This window comes from Bradyrhizobium aeschynomenes, assembly GCF_013178945.1.
Lineage (GTDB): Bacteria > Pseudomonadota > Alphaproteobacteria > Rhizobiales > Xanthobacteraceae > Bradyrhizobium > Bradyrhizobium aeschynomenes.
The window spans coordinates 121,442-140,443 of record NZ_JABFDM010000013.1; the positions used below are offsets into that span (position 1 = coordinate 121,442).

Annotated in this window: 22 protein-coding genes; 10 read left to right on the forward strand and 12 right to left on the reverse strand. The window is 65.5% G+C overall.

Translation table 11 applies throughout. The features are described 5' to 3' along the window. Window positions 1-14: 14 nt before the first annotated feature. Together HL666_RS28870 and HL666_RS28875 are read right to left on the reverse strand one after the other, a co-directional pair. Window positions 15-200 (reverse strand): hypothetical protein, encoded by a 186-nt coding sequence (locus HL666_RS28870; protein WP_172184922.1) that lies wholly within the window; start codon window positions 198-200, stop codon window positions 15-17. Window positions 201-400: 200 nt separating this feature from the next. Next, window positions 401-685: a sulfur globule protein precursor gene (locus HL666_RS28875; protein WP_172109330.1), complete on the reverse strand. Its 285-nt coding sequence runs from the start codon at window positions 683-685 to the stop codon at window positions 401-403. 285 nt (window positions 686-970) lie between these two features. Here HL666_RS28875 and ndk point away from each other — a divergent pair, with 285 nt between their 5' ends. The 3 genes from ndk (at window position 971) to HL666_RS28890 (ending at window position 3,187) form a co-directional block, all read left to right on the forward strand. Beyond that, window positions 971-1,393: a nucleoside-diphosphate kinase gene (gene ndk, locus HL666_RS28880; protein WP_172131970.1), complete on the forward strand. Its 423-nt coding sequence runs from the start codon at window positions 971-973 to the stop codon at window positions 1,391-1,393. Window positions 1,394-1,479: 86 nt separating this feature from the next. Continuing rightward, complete coding sequence (locus tag HL666_RS28885) at window positions 1,480-2,343, forward strand: TerC family protein (RefSeq protein ID WP_172109329.1); 864 nt, start codon at window positions 1,480-1,482, stop codon at window positions 2,341-2,343. 421 nt (window positions 2,344-2,764) lie between these two features. Then, window positions 2,765-3,187, forward strand: coding sequence for a globin family protein (locus tag HL666_RS28890; RefSeq protein ID WP_172131969.1), 423 nt, complete (start codon window positions 2,765-2,767; stop codon window positions 3,185-3,187). Window positions 3,188-3,280: 93 nt separating this feature from the next. Here HL666_RS28890 and ppx read toward each other — a convergent pair whose 3' ends face one another. The 4 genes from ppx to HL666_RS28910 form a co-directional block, all read right to left on the reverse strand. Further along, window positions 3,281-4,780, reverse strand: a complete 1,500-nt coding sequence (gene ppx / locus HL666_RS28895; protein ID WP_172184923.1) for an exopolyphosphatase — start codon at window positions 4,778-4,780, stop codon at window positions 3,281-3,283. Window positions 4,781-4,807: 27 nt separating this feature from the next. Further along, on the reverse strand, window positions 4,808-7,003 hold the full coding sequence (locus tag HL666_RS28900; protein ID WP_172184925.1) for an RNA degradosome polyphosphate kinase: 2,196 nt from the start codon (window positions 7,001-7,003) through the stop codon (window positions 4,808-4,810). A gap of 150 nt (window positions 7,004-7,153) precedes the next feature. Beyond that, entirely contained in the window at window positions 7,154-7,831 is a 678-nt protein-coding gene (locus tag HL666_RS28905) for a P-loop NTPase family protein (protein ID WP_172109325.1), read from the reverse strand. Between the two features lie 59 nt (window positions 7,832-7,890). Then, entirely contained in the window at window positions 7,891-8,445 is a 555-nt protein-coding gene (locus HL666_RS28910; protein ID WP_172109814.1) for a CDP-alcohol phosphatidyltransferase family protein, read from the reverse strand. Window positions 8,446-8,602: 157 nt separating this feature from the next. Between HL666_RS28910 and purM the strand changes: the two genes are divergently transcribed. Then, window positions 8,603-9,676, forward strand: a complete 1,074-nt coding sequence (gene purM / locus HL666_RS28915; RefSeq protein WP_172184927.1) for a phosphoribosylformylglycinamidine cyclo-ligase — start codon at window positions 8,603-8,605, stop codon at window positions 9,674-9,676. A 13-nt stretch (window positions 9,677-9,689) separates the two neighbouring features. Then, on the forward strand, window positions 9,690-10,343 hold the full coding sequence (gene purN, locus HL666_RS28920; protein WP_172184929.1) for a phosphoribosylglycinamide formyltransferase: 654 nt from the start codon (window positions 9,690-9,692) through the stop codon (window positions 10,341-10,343). A gap of 432 nt (window positions 10,344-10,775) precedes the next feature. On the opposite strand, the gene HL666_RS28925 is transcribed toward purN, so the two are convergent. After that, complete coding sequence (locus tag HL666_RS28925; protein ID WP_008961173.1) at window positions 10,776-10,985, reverse strand: cold-shock protein; 210 nt, start codon at window positions 10,983-10,985, stop codon at window positions 10,776-10,778. A gap of 362 nt (window positions 10,986-11,347) precedes the next feature. Here HL666_RS28925 and HL666_RS28930 point away from each other — a divergent pair, with 362 nt between their 5' ends. Continuing rightward, entirely contained in the window at window positions 11,348-12,499 is a 1,152-nt protein-coding gene (locus HL666_RS28930; RefSeq protein ID WP_172184931.1) for an autotransporter outer membrane beta-barrel domain-containing protein, read from the forward strand. On the opposite strand, the gene HL666_RS28935 is transcribed toward HL666_RS28930, so the two are convergent. Next, complete coding sequence (locus tag HL666_RS28935) at window positions 12,489-13,547, reverse strand: LysR family transcriptional regulator (protein ID WP_172184933.1); 1,059 nt, start codon at window positions 13,545-13,547, stop codon at window positions 12,489-12,491. The genes HL666_RS28930 and HL666_RS28935 overlap by 11 nt on opposite strands. A gap of 55 nt (window positions 13,548-13,602) precedes the next feature. Between HL666_RS28935 and HL666_RS28940 the strand changes: the two genes are divergently transcribed. Genes HL666_RS28940 through HL666_RS28950 form a run of 3 tightly spaced genes read left to right on the forward strand, consistent with a single transcriptional unit; the run spans window position 13,603 to window position 15,432 of the window. Then, the gene (locus HL666_RS28940) at window positions 13,603-14,244 is read left to right on the forward strand and encodes a hypothetical protein (RefSeq protein WP_172184935.1); all 642 of its coding nucleotides are present in this window, start codon (window positions 13,603-13,605) and stop codon (window positions 14,242-14,244) included. Beyond that, the gene (locus HL666_RS28945; RefSeq protein WP_172109319.1) at window positions 14,231-14,854 is read left to right on the forward strand and encodes a GNAT family N-acetyltransferase; all 624 of its coding nucleotides are present in this window, start codon (window positions 14,231-14,233) and stop codon (window positions 14,852-14,854) included. Before HL666_RS28940 ends, HL666_RS28945 begins: the two co-directional genes overlap by 14 nt. Next, on the forward strand, window positions 14,854-15,432 hold the full coding sequence (locus HL666_RS28950) for an isochorismatase family protein (protein ID WP_172109318.1): 579 nt from the start codon (window positions 14,854-14,856) through the stop codon (window positions 15,430-15,432). The genes HL666_RS28945 and HL666_RS28950 overlap by 1 nt, the downstream gene beginning before the upstream one ends. A gap of 21 nt (window positions 15,433-15,453) precedes the next feature. On the opposite strand, the gene HL666_RS28955 is transcribed toward HL666_RS28950, so the two are convergent. Continuing rightward, window positions 15,454-15,630 carry a hypothetical protein gene (locus HL666_RS28955; RefSeq protein ID WP_172109317.1) on the reverse strand — a complete coding sequence of 59 codons (177 nt, stop codon included), beginning with the start codon at window positions 15,628-15,630 and terminating at the stop codon, window positions 15,454-15,456. Window positions 15,631-15,659: 29 nt separating this feature from the next. Here HL666_RS28955 and HL666_RS28960 point away from each other — a divergent pair, with 29 nt between their 5' ends. Next, a complete protein-coding gene (locus HL666_RS28960) occupies window positions 15,660-15,827 on the forward strand; it encodes a hypothetical protein (RefSeq protein ID WP_172109316.1) in 168 nt (55 codons plus the stop codon). Between the two features lie 86 nt (window positions 15,828-15,913). Here HL666_RS28960 and rnd read toward each other — a convergent pair whose 3' ends face one another. The 3 genes from rnd to HL666_RS28975 form a co-directional block, all read right to left on the reverse strand. Continuing rightward, window positions 15,914-17,062, reverse strand: a complete 1,149-nt coding sequence (gene rnd, locus HL666_RS28965) for a ribonuclease D (RefSeq protein ID WP_172109315.1) — start codon at window positions 17,060-17,062, stop codon at window positions 15,914-15,916. Window positions 17,063-17,240: 178 nt separating this feature from the next. Then, window positions 17,241-17,381 carry a hypothetical protein gene (locus HL666_RS28970; RefSeq protein WP_172184801.1) on the reverse strand — a complete coding sequence of 47 codons (141 nt, stop codon included), beginning with the start codon at window positions 17,379-17,381 and terminating at the stop codon, window positions 17,241-17,243. An 80-nt stretch (window positions 17,382-17,461) separates the two neighbouring features. Next, entirely contained in the window at window positions 17,462-18,937 is a 1,476-nt protein-coding gene (locus HL666_RS28975; protein WP_172184937.1) for a protein adenylyltransferase SelO, read from the reverse strand. Window positions 18,938-19,002: the final 65 nt, after the last annotated feature.

Sequence of the window (19,002 nt, forward strand, 5' to 3'; positions counted from 1 at the left end):
AGGCGCAGCGGCCTTCAATCGAAACGCGCGAGCGGCTCATCGCGCTTACGCAACTCGTTCATGAGAGGCGCCAGCGGATCGGGCAAATGAGAGCCGTCAGGCGGCAGACTGCGCTGCAGCCGTTCGCCCACGGCGTCGCAGATCGACCGGCTGGTCTTGCGATCGAGCGCCTCGCTGAAATCGGCGGTGCGGCCAGTCATGACGGAGTTCCACGAGCAGTTGCAATACGATGTCGTATCAAGTCGTGGGCGGCCGATTTGTTTCCGGAGTGCTGCCGGAATGCGCCGGATTGAGTTGAAAATGCATGAAAAAAGCCCCGGCGTGGGGGAACGCCGGGGCGATGCGAGTTCGGAGCGGCGGGGGGCGGGTGCCGCGCCGAGGCTCGTATCAGAGGCTCAAATCAGTAGCAGCGGTTGATCCAGCGCCAGCGCGGTCCCCACGGGGTCGGAACCACGCGGCGGACGTAGCAGCCGCCGTAGCCGTAGCTGTAGGCCGGGCCGCCGACGAAGAAGCGGGGGCCGTAGAACGGACGGTGCCAGCCGCCATGCCAGCCTCCGCCATGATGCCAGCCGCCACCATGATGCCAGCCGCCGCCATGCCATCCTGCCGATGCGGCGGTCGGGGCGAGGGCGGCTGTGCCCAGGGCAATTGCGGCCGCCGCGGTGAGGGAGAGTTTGCGCAACATGATCGTCTCCTGGATGACAGCGCTGGTGGCGCCGAAATTGTCCGACGGATGAGGCTGGGAGAAGGCGGCCAGCGGAAGGCGGCTGGTTCATCTTCGCCCGATACCGATCACCTTAAGTCACGGCAGCTGAACGCTGGTCGCACGGCGCCTTCAGACTATGTTCAGAATCGTGAAATTGTCGTAAGGCGTCGCGCCTCCGGCAGGGGCCCGGTCGCTTGCCGTCGGCCAATCGCGTCGATATAAGCCCGCAACTCACCCAAATCCCGCATCTCCAAGGACGATATCATGGCGATTGAGCGCACCTTTTCCATCATCAAGCCCGACGCGACCGAGCGCAATCTGACCGGCGCGATCAACGCGCTGATCGAGAAGGCCGGCCTGCGCATCGTGGCCCAGAAGCGGATCCGCATGACCCGCGATCAGGCCGAGACCTTCTACGCCGTGCACAAGGCGCGGCCGTTCTTCGGTGAACTGGTCGACTTCATGATCTCCGGCCCTGTCGTGGTCCAGGTGCTGGAAGGCGAGGGCGCCATCCTGAAGTACCGTGACGTGATGGGCGCGACCGACCCGTCCAAGGCGGCCGATGGCACCATCCGCAAGGCGCACGCGAAGTCGATCGGCGAGAATTCCGTGCACGGCTCGGACGCGCCGGAGACCGCCGCGATCGAGATCGCGCAGTTCTTCGCCGGCAACGAGATCGTCGGCTGAGCGGGGTTCGCTGCGGCGAGGCCTAAGCTTCGCCGCAGCATCGCCCGCATGCGAAATCACGTCGAACGCATCTGAAAGGTCTGGCCGTGAACTGGCTATCGCAGCTTGCTGATCCCGCCACTTACGGCCATTTGCTCGCTCAATTCGAAGCCGACCTGCACAGCCCGGGCTTCTGGCTCGCGCTCGGCAAGATCGTCTGGATCAACGTGCTGTTGTCGGGTGACAACGCGCTGGTGATCGCGCTCGCCTGCCGCGGCTTGCACGGCAAGCATCGCGTCTGGGGCATGGTGGCCGGCTCCGGCATCGCCGTTGCGCTGCGCATCGCTTTTACCGGCATCGTCGCCACCCTGATGGCGCTGCCTTATCTGAAGCTGATCGGCGGTCTGGCGCTGCTGGTGATCGCTGCCAAGCTGCTGGTGCCCGAGGACGAGAACGACGACATCGCCGCCGGCACCACGCTGTGGCACGCGGTGCGCATCGTCGCGCTCGCCGACCTCGTGATGAGCCTCGACAACGTGATCGCGGTGGCAGCCGCCGCCAACGGCCAGGCCTCGCTGCTGATCATCGGCCTCGCCATGAGCATCCCGTTGATCATCGCGGGCGCCGCGCTGATCATGCTCGTGCTCGACCGTTTTCCGCTCTTGGTCTGGCTCGGCGCCATGCTGCTCGGCTGGGTCGCCGGCGAGGTGATCGCGACCGATCCGGCCATCGAGCCGATGCTGCACCATCTCCTCGACGGCACCGTGGTCATCAACATCGAGGCAGCCTCGGGCCTGTTCGCGGGCAAGACTCATCTCTCCAGCCATGTCGACGTCATGGAGACGCTGATGTCGCTGCTCGGCGCCGCGGTCGTGCTGGTCGCCGGCTCGATTTGGCGCCGTCGCGCCCTGGAGCACCAGGCCAAGGACGAACTCGAGGCGGTGCCCGCGCGCGGCGTCAACCTGCCGTAGCTGATCCGCCGCGGTTCAGACTTCTCACGCGCCATCGATCGCGGCCGCTCGTCACATGAGCGGTCCGCCCGATCCGCGTCTCGATCGGCCTAAGCGCCGGTCGTGATGATCGAGCCGAGTGATGGCCGCGAAGCGCTGCCGTCAGCCGAACCCGGTACCAGCTCTCGGATATCTCGCGGATTGCGCGGCCCCAATTGCCCGATTATGGAGGGCTGAGCCGTCGCTCTCTCGCGGCCGGACCTGTGCGTGCCGCATCTTTCCCGATGTCGATACGGCTGCGGCAAGGTGCCGCGCTGCGGGCAAATACCGTAGGGTCGGTTATCAGCTCCTCGTAGTCTTGAACCACAATGTGCCGCGGCGACACCACCACGTCGTACTCATTCCTCGCTGCTGATTTGCATGCCTTGAACCGGACTTGATAATGTTGACTGCAGAGGAGATCGGTCACGTCAGATCGTCGTTCGACATGGTGTTTGCCAATGCTTCGGACATGACGACGACGTTTTACAACCGTGTTTTCGAGCTCGCCCCGGAATGCCGCCCGATGTTTCGCGACGATATGGACGTGCTCAAGCGGGACTTCATCGCAACGCTGGCCGTGCTCGTCGGCAGTCTCGACCAGATGACGGGATTGATGTCGAGCACCGACATTCTCGGCCGCAACCATGCGCGCTACGGCGTCAAGCCGGAGCATTATCCCGTGGTCGGCGAAGCGCTGTTGTGGACGCTGGCCAGGGGGCTTGGCCCGCAATGGAGCGACGAGGTGGAGCAGGCCTGGCGCAAGGTCTACGGCATCATCGCGCAACGCATGATCGCGATCTCTGCGCGGGCGCCGCGGCCCTGATCCCGCTCAAGCGAGCAGAAACGCTCGCGGGGACCGCCTCGCGATTCCTGCCGTGTCGTGCAGATCGTTGGCGAACGCCTCGAACATGGCCGCTCAGTTCAGCACTACAGAGCCCGAGCGCCCGACCAGCCGCGCGAGCTGCTTGAAGCGGCCGCCGACGCGGTCGGCGACGAGGTCGACCAGATGATGCTCGAACACCAGCATCAGCTTGCGGTCCTGGGTGCGGAAATGGGTGGCGGGCAGCACCCCCGGCCGCGCGGCCGAGATCAGATGCGCGACGCGGAAGGCGGTGCCGAGCAGACGCGCGCGATCGATTTGGGCCGGGCTCAGCTGCTCGGTGAGGGCAGGCGCCGCGGCCTCGTCGCCCAGGCCCTCGTAGCGAAAGAACACCGACAGCGCCGCGAAGATGCGGCCCTCATGGCTGATCGAGCCGAAATTGCCGTTGAGGATGATGCCATAGGTCTGCTCGCCGCGATGATCCGGATGCATCCGCCAGCCAATGTCGGACATCAGGCAGGCGGCATGGCGCAGCCTTCGCTCCTCCTCGGTCTCGCGGATATGAACCACGCGGAACAGCCGGTCGGTCCAGTCGATCAGCTCGCGCGCATGCTGGGCGGAGCGCGACAGCAACTCGTTCAGCCCTTGCGCTGCAGAGAGCAGGCCGTCCTTGGCGCGCTCGGGATCGGGAAGCTTGGAGTACAGCAGGCCCTCGCGCACGCCGAAGGTCGAGAACACCACGGTGGTCGGCTTGGCAACGCGGATGATGTGCTCGAGCACGAGCGCGGCATAGGCGAGCAGGGGGCGCCGGGCTTCGGCGATCGCCTCGATGTCGGCCAGCATGTCGGCGGCGACGAGCCGGCGCAGGCGGCGCACGAAGGCAAGGGCATCGGTCGCGGGGATCGCATAGCCGTGCATGACGCCGAGCGGATAGCCGCTCTGGATAATGTGAATGCGGGCTAGCGCGCGCCAGGTCCCACCCACGGCGTAGAAGGTGCGGCCCTCGCCGGCCAGCAGTTGCGGCAAATCGGTCAGCGCCTCGCTGGCGATTCGCTGCGCTTTCTTCAGCGACTTCTCCGCCAGATCCTGCAGCGCCAGGCTGCCGAGCGGCAGGGTGACGCCGCTGCGCACCTGGTGGCCGCGTACGTCGATCAGCTCCAGCGAGCCGCCGCCGAGATCGCCGACGATGCCGTCGGGCTTATGAATGCCGGAGATGACGCCGAGCGCCGAATAGCGGGCTTCCTCGGGCCCGGTGAGGATCTGGATCGGCGCGCCGCAGATCTTCTCCGCCTTGGCGATGAAGTCGGGGCCGTTCGAGGCATCGCGGCAGGCGGCTGTCGCGATGGCGTAGACGCTGCCGACCTGCTGCACCTTGCACAGCGCGCGGAAACGCTTCAGCGCGGTCAGCGCCTTGTCGACGGCATCGGTCGCCAGCAGGCCCGTCGTCTGGACCTCGCGGCCCAGCCCGCACAGCGCCTTCTCGTTGAACACGGTGACGAGGCTGCGCTCCATCGCCTGGTAGACGACGAGGCGGACCGAGTTCGAGCCGATGTCGATGACGCCAACGCTGGCCGCCTGGGCAGCGGGCCGTCTCACCGCGGCGTCCTCCGACGAGCGTCGCCGCTACGAAGAGTTGCGTTCGTTCCGGCGCGTGAGCCGGCGCGGCGATGATTCCTTGAGCGACTTTCCACGGCCGGACAGACTCGGATTCGTCATGAAGTAATTGTGCAGGTTGAACGGCTCCTCGCCCTTCGCGGCCTTCATACGCGTTGACGACCCATCCGGCAACAATTGCCAGCTCTGCTCGGTATCCTTCAGATTGGCGACCATGATCTGCTCCAGAACCTGCTGATGAACAGTCGGGTTCTGCAGCGGGCACAGCACCTCGACGCGGCGGTCGAGATTGCGCGGCATCATGTCGGCCGAGGAGATGTAGACGGCGGCCTTGGCGCTCGGCAGGCCCTGACCCATACCAAAGCAGTAGATGCGGCCGTGCTCGAGGAAGCGGCCGATCACCGATTTGACTCGGATGTTGTCCGAGAGGCCGGGAATGCCCGGACGCAGGCAGCAGATGCCGCGCACGATCAGCTCGATCGACACGCCGGCCTGCGAGGCCTCGTACAGCGCGTCGATGATGTCGGGATCGACCAGCGAATTCATCTTCATCCAGATCACGGCCGGCTTGCCCTGGCGGGCGAAGCTGGTCTCGCCCTGGATGTGCTCGATCATGCGCTTGCGAAGCGTGAGCGGTGACACCGCCATCTTCTCGATGTCGATCGGCTCGGCATAGCCGGTGATGTAGTTGAACACGCGCGTGACGTCGCGGCCGATCACCGGGTCCGACGTGAAGTAGGACAGGTCGGTGTAGATGCGTGCCGTCACCGGGTGATAGTTGCCGGTGCCGGTGTGCACATAGGTCGTGAGGCTTCCGCCCTCGCGGCGCACGACCATCGACAGCTTGGCATGCGTCTTCAGCTCCAGGAATCCGTAGACGACCTGCACGCCGGCGCGCTCCAGATCGCGAGCCCAGCGGATATTGGCCTCCTCGTCGAACCGCGCCTTGAGCTCGACCAGCGCGGTCACGGACTTGCCGGCCTCGGCGGCTTCCACCAGCGTGCGCACGATCGGCGAGTTGTTGGAGGTGCGGTACAGCGTCTGCTTGATCGCCACCACATCGGGATCGCGCGCCGCCTGCTGCAGGAACTGCACGACGACGTCGAACGATTCATACGGATGGTGGACGATGAGGTCCTTCTGCCGGATGGCGGCGAAGATGTCGCCGCCATGGTCACGGACGCGCTCCGGATGGCGCGGCACGTAGGGCGCGAATTCGAGGTCGGGACGGTCGACCCGCGTCAGCTGCGACAGCTCGTTCATCGCCAGCACGCCGTCGACGACGAACACCTCGTCGTCGGTCGTGGACAGCGCATTCTGCACGAAACGGCGCAGCTCCTCCGGCATGTTGGCCTCGATCTCGAGCCGGATCACCGAGCCGCGGCGGCGCCGCTTCAGTGCCGTCTCGAACAGCCGCACCAGGTCCTCGGCCTCTTCCTCGATTTCGATCTCGCTGTCGCGGATGATGCGGAAGGCGCCCTGGCCCTTGACGGTATAGCCCGGGAACAGCCGGCCGATGAACAGGCCGGTGGCCTGCTCCAGCGTGATCAGGCGGATCGCGCCGTCCTTGGCGCCGGGGAAGCGGATGAAGCGGTCGATCTTGCCGGGCATGCGGATCAGCGCATTCATCGGCCGACCGTCGGCGGTGCGCGTCAGCTGCAGCGCGACGGTGAAGCCGAGGCTCGGGATGAACGGGAACGGATGCGCCGGATCGATCGCGAGCGGCGTCAGCAGCGGGAAGATGTTGGCGAGGAAATGGTCCTCGATCCAGGCCCGCTCGCTCTTGCTGACGTCCTGGCCGTCGACCAGCACGATGCCGAGTTCGGCGAGAAATTTGCGCAGGTCGCGCCAGATCGCCTGCTGGTCGATGGCGAGCTGGGAGACGGTCTCGTTGATCAGCTTCAGCTGCTCGGTCGGCGTCAGCCCGTCCGGGCTGCGCTCGGCGATGCCCTCGCGCACCTGGGCGCGGATGCCGGCGACGCGGACCATGAAGAATTCATCGAGATTGTTGGCGGAAATCGACAGGAAGCGCACCCGCTCCAGCGCCGGATGGCGCGGATTGACCGACTCCTCGAGCACGCGGCGGTTGAAATGCAGCCAGGACAGCTCCCGATTGATGAAGCGCTCGGGACTCGACGCGATCTGCAGCGGCGCCGCCACAGCCGGCTCTTTCGAAACGATCTCAGAAACTTGTTCGGTATCCATCAGAAATTCGATCCATATCCGATCACGGCATCAAATCAGGGCGCTCACCCTCGACCGTAGCCCACTCTGGGTGACCAGGGGATGACGTTCCCGGCACCATTGAGGTTCCCCGGCGGACCGGCGTCAAGATGGCCGCAAGATGGCCGCCCGTCACACCGGGCGCAGCAGTTCGGCGGCCAGTGCGCGGGTGACCGGTCGGCCGAGCCTCAACGACTCATTGTCCAGCAGCGCGATGGTCTCGCGGGCTGCGGCGTAGGATCGCTCGATCCGGGTGGCGAGGTAGCTGACGACCGTTTCGTCGATCGCCAGTTGCCGGTCCGCGGCCAGCTTGACGATCAGGGCGCGGAACAGCTGGTCGTCCGGTGGCAACAGCGTGACCACGGGAACGGCGCGCAGCCGCGATCTCAGATCGGCGAGCCCGATCGGCAGCGCCGCCGGCGCCTCCCGCGCGGTGACCAGGATGTAGGCCTCGTCCTGACGCGCCAGGTTCAGCAGGTGGAACAGCGCCCGCTCGTCGAGATCGGTCGCCGTCAGATCCTCCAGCACCAGGGCCCCCGTGGCGAGCGCCCCGGGCACGGTGCTCGCCTCCAGCGCATGCGCCGACAGCGAGCGGGCGCCGGAGCGCTCGGCCCAGATCGCCGCCAGATGACTTTTGCCCGAGCCGTCGGGGCCGACGAGGAACATGGTCCGCGCGGGCCATTCCGGCCAGGCATCGACCAGCGCGAGCCCCGCCGCATTGCCCGGCCCCTCGAAGAAATTGTCCCGCGTCAGGCTCTCCGCATGCGGCAGCGCGAGCGCCAATTGACGAGGGGGGATATGGCCGGCCAAGGTTGACGTGCTCCGTGTCGTGTCGTCGGCGGGGGCGGTACAGGGCCTGCCTGGCGGGCTCATCGCACTTCGATCGTGTTCATGTGGCGCACCCATTCGACGAGATACAGCCCGACCGATACGAGGGTAAAGACCGTCACGAGCACCATCAGCACGACATCGTAGGGCTTGGGCTCGAAGCCGAACGCGAGCGCGGCCAGCACCAGCCCTGCGAATCCGACCTGCGCCGCGGTATTCAGCTTCGAGACCATCAATGGCTTCATTGCGACGGGCCGGTCGAACAGCCAGGAGACGATCACGGCAGCGACGATCATGATGTCGCGCGACACCACCAGGATCACGATCCAGCGCGGGATGGCCCCCCAAATGCCGAGGGTGACGAATATCGACACCAGCAGGGCCTTGTCGGCGAGCGGGTCGAGCAGGGCGCCGAGCTCGGAGCGCAGATTGAAGCGCTTGGCCAGAAAACCGTCCACCGCGTCGCTCACGCCCGCGACGACGAACACCATGAATGCGACTTCCATCTCGCCGGCCGCGATCGCCCAGACGACGATCGGAACCAGCAGGATTCGGCCGAGTGTAATGAGATTGGGGATAGAGTGGGGAATGGTCACGCAGAACGTCCCGACGACAACTCGATCAAAATCCAACCCGATTCCGAAGCGGGGCGAACCGGTCCGGTTCCTAGATAGTATGGGGACGAGCCCCTTGCGAGCCATTGCGCGCGGCCGGATTCCGACGTAACCAGCGGCCAGATTAGGGGTTTTGACCATGACCGAGCGCAAGAACGGGCTCACTTATGCAGATTCGGGCGTCGATATCGATGCCGGCAATCGTCTGGTCGATATGATCAAGCCCATGGTGCGCGCCACCGCGCGCGCTGGCGCGGATGCCGAGATCGGCGGCTTCGGCGGCCTGTTCGACCTGAAGGCGGCCGGCTTCAAGGATCCGGTGCTGGTGGCGGCCACCGATGGGGTCGGCACCAAGGTGAAGATCGCGATCGAGACGGGGCTGCATGGCGGGATCGGCATCGATCTGGTCGCCATGTCGGTCAACGACCTGGTGGTGCAGGGCGCCGAGCCGCTGTTCTTCCTCGACTACTTTGCCTGCGGCAAGCTCGATCCCGAGGCGACCGCGTCGATCGTGGCAGGCGTCGCCGAGGGCTGCCGGGAGTCCGGCTGTGCCCTGATCGGCGGCGAGACCGCGGAGATGCCGGGCCTCTACAAGGATGGTGACTATGATCTCGCCGGCTTTGCGGTCGGCGCGGCCGAGCGTGGCACGTTGCTGCCGTCGCCGGACATTGCCGCTGGCGATGTGGTGCTGGGGCTCGCGTCGTCGGGCGTGCATTCGAACGGCTATTCGCTGGTACGCAAAATCGTTGCCCAGTCCGGCCTCGGTTTCGATGCCCCTGCGCCGTTTGCGCCGGTCCTGACCCTGGGAGCGGCGCTGCTGACGCCGACCCGGCTGTACGTGAAATCCTGTCTGCGTGCGATCCGCGAGACCGGCGCGGTGAAGGGGCTGGCGCACATCACAGGCGGCGGCTTCACCGACAACATTCCGCGCGTGCTGCCGAAGCACCTCGGCGTCTCGATCGACCTGGCGCATCTGCCGGTGCTGCCGGTATTCAAATGGCTGGCGGAGCAGGGTGGCATTGCCGAGCGCGAGCTGCTCCGCACCTTCAATTGCGGGATCGGCATGATCGTGATCGTCAAGGCCGAGGCCGTCGATGCCGTGACCGAGGTGTTCACCGCCAATGGCGAGCACGTCGCACGGCTCGGCGAGGTCGTTGCTGCCGCAGGCGACGAGCGCGTGATCTATACCGGCGCGCTCGACCTGTCCCTGTGAGACGAGTGACGAGATGAAGCGCCGCGTCGCCATCCTGATTTCCGGCCGTGGGTCCAACATGGCCGCGCTGATCCGAGCGGCCACGCAGTCGGATTTTCCGGCCGAGATCGCCGTCGTCATCTCCAACCGCGCCGACGCCGCCGGTCTGCAAAAGGCGGCGGAGAGCGGCATCGCCGTCGAGGTCATCGAAAGCAAGCCGTTCGGTAAGGACCGGGCGGGCTTCGAAGCCAAGCTGCAGACGGCGTTGGATGCGCGGGGCATCGAGATCATCTGCCTCGCCGGCTTCATGCGGCTATTCACGGCGGAGTTCGTCCAGCACTGGTATGGCCGGATGCTGAACATCCATCCGTCGCTGCTGCCGTCGTTCCCAGGCCTCGATCCGCACGGCCAGGCGCTGCGCGCCGGCGTGAAGCTGTCCGGCGCGACCGTGCATTTCGTCATCCCCGAGACGGATGCGGGACCGATCGTCATGCAGGGCGCTGTGGTGGTCAGGGACAATGATACGCCCGATACGCTGTCGCAGCGCATTCTCGGCGTCGAGCATCGGATCTATCCGGAGGCGCTCAAGCTGCTGGCAAGGGATCAGGTGCGGCTGGAAGGCGACCTCTGCCGTACGGCCGCGACGACACAGGCGGATCAGATGATGATCTGGCCGGTGGTCTCGTAGTCGCTCTGCGTGTTGTCTGTTGGCCTCCATCTAAGACGGTGCTCTCTCGCGGAGAGAACCCGTCATTGTGAGGACCACGCCGGCGTCCGTGTAGCTCTCTTCCACGAGGGGAGAGGGCGAATTCATGGGCAATGCACGAACTTGGATTAGTGCAAAAGCACTGACGGGCTCTGCGGCACGATTGCGCGATACAGCGCCCTCTTCCCTTGAGAGGGCATCGCCGCCCCATTCGCAGGCTCGCTCGGTGAGGGGGCCTCTCAACGCAGAGACGGTCGCGTGCAGCTCATTGCCACAGCCGGACAAAAAAATCCCCGGCAGGGCCGGGGGCACATCAAGGGGCTGACGAAGTCTGATCATCCGCGCGGAGTTAGTCTTGCGCGGACCTCGTTGGTCGAGACCGGCGTAGGCAACGACGCCCGGCGCCTGAGCACCTCAAGAGAGCTTCAGGTTCTCCGCCGACGTCTTTCCCCGGCTCTCCACGAGATCGTATTCGATCGGCTGGTTTTCGTTGAGCGTGGTCAGCCCCGCGCGCTCCACGGCCGAGATGTGGACGAACACGTCCTTGTCCCCGCCGGTCGGTTTGATGAAGCCATATCCCTTGGTCGGGTTGAACCATTTCACGCTGCCTTTGTAGGTCGGCATCGCCGTCTCCTCGTCTAGACGAAAAAAAGACGCGGTCACGCTCTCGCGTGCCACGCCACAAGCGGGCTTTCCGAAGTCTGCTGGATTTTCGAATTCACGAAACGCACAGTCGAACGGCCAAATCCGATTGTTGCTGGGATTGCAACACGATTTCTCATCGATATCAAGTTGGGGCGCGAGATGAGAACGCGTCGCGGAGTCGCGGTTGCAGGAGCTTGTCACCGCCGTCGTTGTGGCGTTGGAACCACAATTCGTCGGACGGCAGGCTTGGCGAAGCCGATCGCGATTGACCGCGCTCGGGAACTACAGGCAAATCATTCGGCCACATTTAGACAGATTTGAGCGGGCGGCGGACAGAGCCGATGCGGGGACCATTTCAGCTTGGACGGGACGGACGACCGTGCACCGGCGCGTTCGTAGCCGTGTCGTTCGTTGTTGCGCTCGCCGCCGGTTGTCTGGCGACGAGTGCGACTGATGCCGCGAGCCTTCCGAGCGTCGCCGCAAGTCCAACGCCGGCTCCGACGCCCAGCCCTTCGCCGAGCCCGATTCCGAGTGCCGTCAGTTCCGATCTCTCATCCGGACGAACGGTGCTCGACCTCGGGTCGAATTTCCTCGAACGGCTCGGCAATCAGGCGACGTTTGGCGGCAGCCGGCTGCAGCGAAGCAATCCCGGTGGCGGTGGTGCCTCCGGGGCGTCGGAGCAGCCCCGGTTCCGGAGCTGGGCCGAAGCCTATGGCGTGACGGCTCGTTCCAACGCTCAAGGTGACTTCGTGGGCGACAAGAGGGTGACGTGGGGCGGCGTCGCCGGTATCGGCATGCGGCTCGCACCCGGTGTCAACGTCGGGCTGTCGATCGACCAGAGCCGGACCCGAGTCGACGTGCCGCTGGCGCTGCAGTCGGCAGCGCTGGACCTGACCCAGCTCGGATTCAACGCTTCCGTCGACCACGGCCCGTGGACCTGGGCGATTGCCATCGTCCACGGCTTCGGCGGCATCAATGCGCGGCGCGATACCATCCTCGGTGCGACGACCTCCGTCTATGGCGCCCACATCACGGGGGTTCTGAGCGAGCTCGACTACTACTGGAGCTTCGGCGAGAGCCGCGTGGTTCCGAAGCTCGCCTTCGAATATGCGCGCGCCACGACCGCTGCGTTCCAGGAAACCGGCGGGCTCGACCCGCTGTCGGTCAGCGGCACGTCGCTGGAGCGCGGCCGTGTCCTGGTCGGCGCCGAGGTCGGCCGCTATTTCGTCGTCGACGGCAGGATTCTCGACGTCTCCGCCTACGGCAAGTTCGTCGACAACTTCACGCAGAATCTCGGCACGGTCACCGTCAGCCTCGGCGTGCAGAGCATCACGCTGCAAGGGCTCGGCGAAGGACGCTATGGCGCCGACGCCGGCGCGGCGCTGTCGCTCTCCCTGAGCAGCACGGCGCGCCTTTACCTGAACTACGATGCCAAGCTGCGCTCGGCGCTGCAGTCGCATCAGGGCACGCTGGGCGTCGAGCTCAAATGGTAGGCGATCCCACCGGCCTCGGTGCCACATAGTCGTTGAAGCCGACGACGTGGCGCGCCTCGGTCATCATCGGCACGAGATCGAGGGGGTGGATGAAATCATCGCGGAAGCAGGCGTGAACCTTCGGATCGAAGATGCGCTTGAGCCAATCGATGACCACCTTGTGCCGATCAGAGGTGCGAAACTCCTTGTGATAGGTCAGCCACAGATCCATGTGGTAGTTGATGCCGAGATCGACCGGAACCAGCGGCGCGCCTAGCGCGACCGCAGATGTCGGAAGAAAGCCGATGCCGGCGCCGCGCTCGACCGCGTAGAGCACCGCCACGCTTGAATTGGTGGAGATGCCGACGATCCCTTCGAGCGATTCCAATCCGAGGATGCGCGCATAGCCGGTCTCGTCGAGCTGCACGCCGTGCTGCTTGATGATGCGGTGGTTCCTGAGGTCGGCCAATGAGGCCGGCAGGCCATGAGCCTCGCGATAGGATTCCGACACGAAGCCGTAGATGTGCAGCCGGCCGAGCTTGGTGACGATCACGTCCGGATTGGTCGGCCGCTCGAACTGGATCGAGATGTCGGCCTCGAGCCGTGAGACATCGGCCTGCTGCATGGCGCAGCTCAGATCGACGGTGATCCTGCGATACGTCTTCTGAAAATCGATCAGCCGCGGCAGGACCCAGAAATTGCCGGGGCCTTCAGTCACGGCGACGCGCACCGATCCTTGCGTATCGGTCGACAACGAGGCGCGACGGAAGATGTTGAAGCTCAGCCGTTCCATCTGCTCGACGTCGAACAGCAGCGACCGGCCCTCGTCGGTCAGCGAAAGCCCGGACTGATCGCGGATGAAGAGCTTGCATCCGAGCTCGTCCTCGAGCCGGTCGATCTTGCGCATCAGCGTGGTGCCGGTCAGTCCGAGAACCTCCGCCGCGTTCCTGAAGCTCTTGTGCCGCGTGCAAAGGAGAAATGCTCTTAAATCTTCCCACGAGGCATTAAGCGTTTCGTCAGATTTCCCGCGCTGCGTAGATGCAGCACCCCGATGCAAATGTTGCCGCATACACTCCAGCCCCGACAAGTATGATGACGTCATCAAAGCCAAGCTGGAAACATAGATGCAGAACCTGCAGCGCGGAAGCACAGAATTCACAGTGCGACATCAGCTCGACGCATTGCCCTGCACTGATCTGATCACCGCGCAGGCGGTCACCTCGGATCGGCTCGGCGAGCTCGCGGCGCTGGCGCGGCGGGAGATCCCGGGCGTGCGCGCGTCCGAGGCGGAGCTTGCGGAGTTCTTGCGGCACGATCCGGACTCGATCTTCGTGCTCTGTCGCGGCCGAGCCCTGTTGGGCGGCATCGCGTTCCTTTATCTGAACTGCGCCGGCCTGGATGCGCTGCTGCTCGACGATTTCAATTTGAACGATCCGCCGCGCCGATATCTGGCGCGGCCGGGCGAGGAGGTCGCGGCCATCTACGTCTGGGCGCTGGTGGCGCAGGGACGAGGCGCGATCGGGCTCGGCAATGTCGCGCGGACGCTGCGCGGACCGCGGTACCATGCAGCCGACTACTACGCCCAGCCCTCGAGCCCGGAGGGGCGGGCGTTCCTCGGCGCGCTCGGGTTCGCGCCAGTTGCGAGCTTTCAGCCGGACCTCTGGTGGTACCAGCGGCCTTGGAACCGGCTGCCCGACGTGATCGCGCCTTCCATTCAATCGACCACGAATTGCGAAAAAGGGAGTCTTGCGGATGCACGGCATTAGTTCAGTCAGGACGACGAAGTCTGGCCCGCGCACGATCACGGTGCGCATCGCACGAGATCCGAACGATTTGATGCTCGTCACGGCGATCCGGTCGGCGGTCTATCTGACCGAGCAGGATTGTCCGATGGAGGAGGAGTTCGACGGGAACGATCTCGTCGCGGCGCATTTCCTCGGCTTCGTCGGCAAGGAACCGGCCGGCTGCGTGCGCGTGCGCTTCTTCGGCGAGTTCGCCAAGGTCGAACGTCTCGCGGTCCGTCATCAATACCGGCGGTCGCGGTTGTCGTTCAAGCTGGTGCGGGAGGCGCTCGACTACTGCAGGCGCAAGGGCTTCAAGAAGGCCTATGGTCATGCGCAGGATCGCCTGGTCGATTTCTGGGCGCATTTCGGCGCCAGGCCGCTCGGTCACAACCGCAAGCTCACCTTCTCCGATTTCTCCTACACCGAGATGGTGCTGGATCTCGAGCCGTGCGACGACGCGATCACGCTCGACAGCGATCCCTACATGATCATCCGGCCCGAGGGTGATTGGGATCGGCCGGGCGTGCTCGATCTGTCTGCCGGGCGGCCGGCGTCCTCGCCTCTGCGCGATTTTGCTGCAGCGAGACCGTGATGGGGAACCGCGATCTGTTCGGCGCGACCGAGACGGATCCGCCGGTTCTGGTGTGCGCCGACCTGCAGTGCGAATATCTCACTGAGGGACGCAAGCACCTGATCGCCGACGGCGACGCCACCATGGCGCGCTGCCGGCAGTTGATCGCGTTGTGGCGGGACAATCTCTGGCCCGTCATCCATCTCAAGCGGATCGCGCAGGCGGCCTGGTTCAATCCGGCTTCGAACCTCACCAACTGGCTCGACGACTTCAAGCCGAAGCCGGGAGAGATCGCCTTCGAGCACCCGCTGCCGTCGGCCTACAGCTCGGCGCGGTTCGCCGACTACATGTCGAACATGCGCAGCATCCGCTGCGTCGTGCTCGGCTTCTCGCTGGACGAGACCATCCTCTCGACCGTCGTCGACGGCTATCATCGCAGCCACCGATATCAGGTGATCGGGGATGCGGTGGCCTGCCGTCAGGCGTGCGTCGGTGACGTCGCCTCCTATAAGCTGGTCGTCACCCGGGTGATCAGCAATTTTGCCGGCGTGGTCGACAGCGCCGAACTGATGGCCGCGAGCGGCCGGCTGGCGGTCTGAGCGGCAGGAGCTGCGCCGGCGTCAGCCGCCGGCGAGCCGTTCAGCCAGATCGATGACCATGCGGCGATCGGACGGGTTGCTGATCTTGTTGAATGCAACGACCAGGCGCAGCGCCTCGACGACGTGCAAATCAACAGGATTTTCGCTGAGCAGCCGCAGCAGCTTCTGTTCCGGCGGCTCGCAATCGTCTTTGCTCACACGGGCAGCTCCAGCACCGAGACCATGACATGACCCGAGAGGAAGAGCTCAAAGAGCTGGCGAGCAGCCTCCAGGCGGCCATTGCGAAGGCGCGCCAGCTCGACCTGCCGACCAGCGCCTATATCCTTTCGTTGGCTCTGGTCGAGGTGTCCCAGACAATCGCGGCAGAGTTGAGGGGGCCGTCCGATTCCAAATGACGTGCGCCGACCGTGGCCGCTTGCCACGCGGTCCGCAATCAACTGGGTAAACGCCCCGGAGGGGACGTCGAGCCCAATGCGGGCGCTCAGGCCCGGTCGACCCTGACGACGCGGCCCTTGTCGATGGCGAGCGCGAGCTTGCCATGCTTCAGCGCCAGCGCGGCCTCGCCGAACAGCTCCCGCCGCCAGCCCTGCAGTGCAGCAACGTCGGCATGATCGTCCGCGGCGATCTGCTCGAGATCGTCGACGGTGGCGATGACCTTGCTGGCGACGGCATGGCGCTCCGAGGTCATGCGCAGCAGCACCTTGAGCAGCTCGACGATCGCGGCGCCGTTGGAGTTGTTGCGCGGCTTCTCCAGCTTGGGCAGGGCCGCGAGATCGCGGGCCAGCCCGCGCTGCACGGCGGCGACGATGTCGGACCCCCATTTGGAGCGCTCGAAGCCCTTGGGCAGCGAGCGGAGATTGCCGAGCTTCTCGATCGAGGTCGGCGCGTGGGTGGCGATGTCGCCGACGGCATCGTCCTTCATGACACGGCTGCGCGGCACGTCGCGGCTCTGCGCCTCCTGCTCGCGCCAGGCGGCGACCTCGATCAGCACCGCGAGCTCCTTGGGCTTGCGGACGCGGGTCTTCAGCCGTTCCCAGGCGCGCTCGGGATGGAAATCGTAGGTCTTGGGCGAGGTCAGGATCTCCATCTCCTCGCTGACCCAGTCGCTGCGGCCGCGCTTCTTCAGGTCGGCGTCGAGGGCAGCGAACACGTCGCGCAGGTGGGTGACGTCGGCCTCGGCGTAATGCGCCTGCTCCTTGGTCAGCGGCCGGCGGGACCAGTCGGTGAAGCGATGGGTCTTGTCGGGGCGGTGGCCGGTGATGCGCTCGACCAGCTGGTCATAGGCGATGCTGTCGCCGTATCCCAGCACCATCGCAGCGACTTGGGTATCGAAGATCGGGTGCGGCACGATGCCGGCCCGGTGCCAGATGATCTCGATGTCCTGGCGGGCGGCGTGGAAGACCTTCAGGACCTTCTCATTGGCCATCAGCTCGAAGAACGCCTTGAGATCGATGCCCTCGGCGAGCGCGTCGATCACCACGGCTTCGTCCGGGCTCGCCATCTGCACGACGCAGAGCAGCGGGTAGTAGGTGGTTTCCCGCAGGAACTCGGTATCGACGGTGATGACCGGGTGCTGGGCGAGGCGGGCGCAGGCGGCTGCGAGGTCCGCGGTGGTCGTGATCAAGTCCATGAACGATCCATGACGAGGCTCTTACGCCGTCGTCCGAAAACGCTGACAAGTCAAGGGTGTCGGCAAAGGGTACGAGACGAAATTCATCTCCGCTTGTCGGCCCAATCCGCCCCGAACGCAAGCGCCGCGGTGTCAGTCGATCGCTCTATGTTTGATGATGACCCGGCCTGGAGGCCTGTCAGTGGTGCCTGACGCGGCCCGAGGGCCGCCGCCCGGAGGGCACCGCGAGCACGATCAGGCACAGCGCGATCATCGCCAGACCCATGAATTCGAACACCAGCGCGTCCACCTTCGCGACCTCCCCGAGTTGTTGCTTCAACTTGTCGGGGCTGCGTTGATCGTTTCTTAAGGACCCCGGCGTGGTCAAGGCGATGGTGGACGCGAAGTTAAGACTGCGTGTCAGGTGCCGCAGAAGGTCTGCAGCACGCGCTCTTCCGGCTGCGGCGGCTCGGCGTAATCGGCGCGATCCGGCTGGTCGTCATAGGGCTTTGCCAGCACCGCATGCAGCTCCTCGAACGGCGCGTAGTCGTCATTCTCGACCGCCGCGGTGATGACCGCCTCGATGCGGTGGTTGCGCGGGATGAAGGCCGGGTTGACCTTGCGCATGGCCTCGCGCCGCTCGGCCGGGGTTTGCGATTCCAATGCCAGCCGCTGCTGCCAGCGGGCGGCCCATTCGTCGAACCCTGCGGGATCCTCGAACAGGGCGCGGACCTCGCCGAGATCACCGCTACCCGCGGCGTCGCTGAGTCGGCGGAACGTCAGGGTGAAATCGACCTTGGCCGCGGCCATGGTGTCGAACAGTGCCTGGGCCAGCGGCTGGTCGCCCTCGCGCTGAGAGAACAGGCCGAGCTTTCGGCGCAGGCCCGTCTGGTGCGCCTCGGTGAACTGAGCCGCAAAACCGTCGAGCGCAGCCTCGGCCTGCTTGATCGCCTGGTCCTTGTCGTCGCCGAACAGCGGCAGCAGGCATTCGGCCAGCCGGGTCAGGTTCCACAGCGCGATGCGCGGCTGGTTGGCGAAGGCATAGCGGCCGAACTCGTCGATCGAGGAGAACACCTGCTTCGGATCATAGGCGTCCATGAAGGCGCAGGGGCCGTAATCGATGGTTTCGCCCGAGACGGAGGTGTTGTCGGTGTTCATGACGCCGTGGATGAACCCGACCAGCAGCCAATCGGCAATCAGCTTGGCCTGGCGTGCGATCACCGCGTCGAGCAGGGCATGATACGGCCGCTCGGCGCCGGCGAGATCGGGATAGTGCCGGCTGATGACGTGATCGGCGAGCCGGCGCACCGCGTCGGTATCCTGGCGTGCGGCGAAATATTGGAACGTGCCGACCCGGATGTGGCTGGTGGCGACGCGCGTCAGCACCGCGCCGGGCAGGGCGATGCCGCGATTGACCTGCTCGCCGGTGACCACGGCCGCCAGCGACCGGGTGGTTGGAATGCCCAACGCCGCCATGGCCTCGCTGACGATGTATTCGCGCAAGACCGGCCCGAGTGCCGCCCGGCCGTCGCCCCGTCGCGAGAACGGGGTCGGGCCGGAGCCCTTGAGCTGGATGTCGCGGCGGACGCCGTTGCGGTCGACGACTTCACCGAGCAGCACCGCCCGGCCGTCGCCGAGTTGCGGCACGAAATGCCCGAACTGGTGCCCGGCATAGGCCATCGCGATCGGCTCGGCGCCTTCGGGCACGGTCTTGCCGGCCAGGATCTCGGCGCCCTCCGGCGTCTCGAGCTCGGCCGGGTTCAGCCCGAGCTCCTCGGCCAGCGGCCGGTTGAGCTTGATCAGGCGCGGCGCGGCGACCGGGGTGGGCGCCACCCGGGCAAAGAAATTGTCCGGCAGCGCGGCGTAGGAGTTCTGGAAGGGGAAATGCACGGTCATGGCTCCAAGATAGGCGCGGGCCGGCCGCTTTTCGAGCCCAAACGGCCGTCAGATGAGCGTTTCAG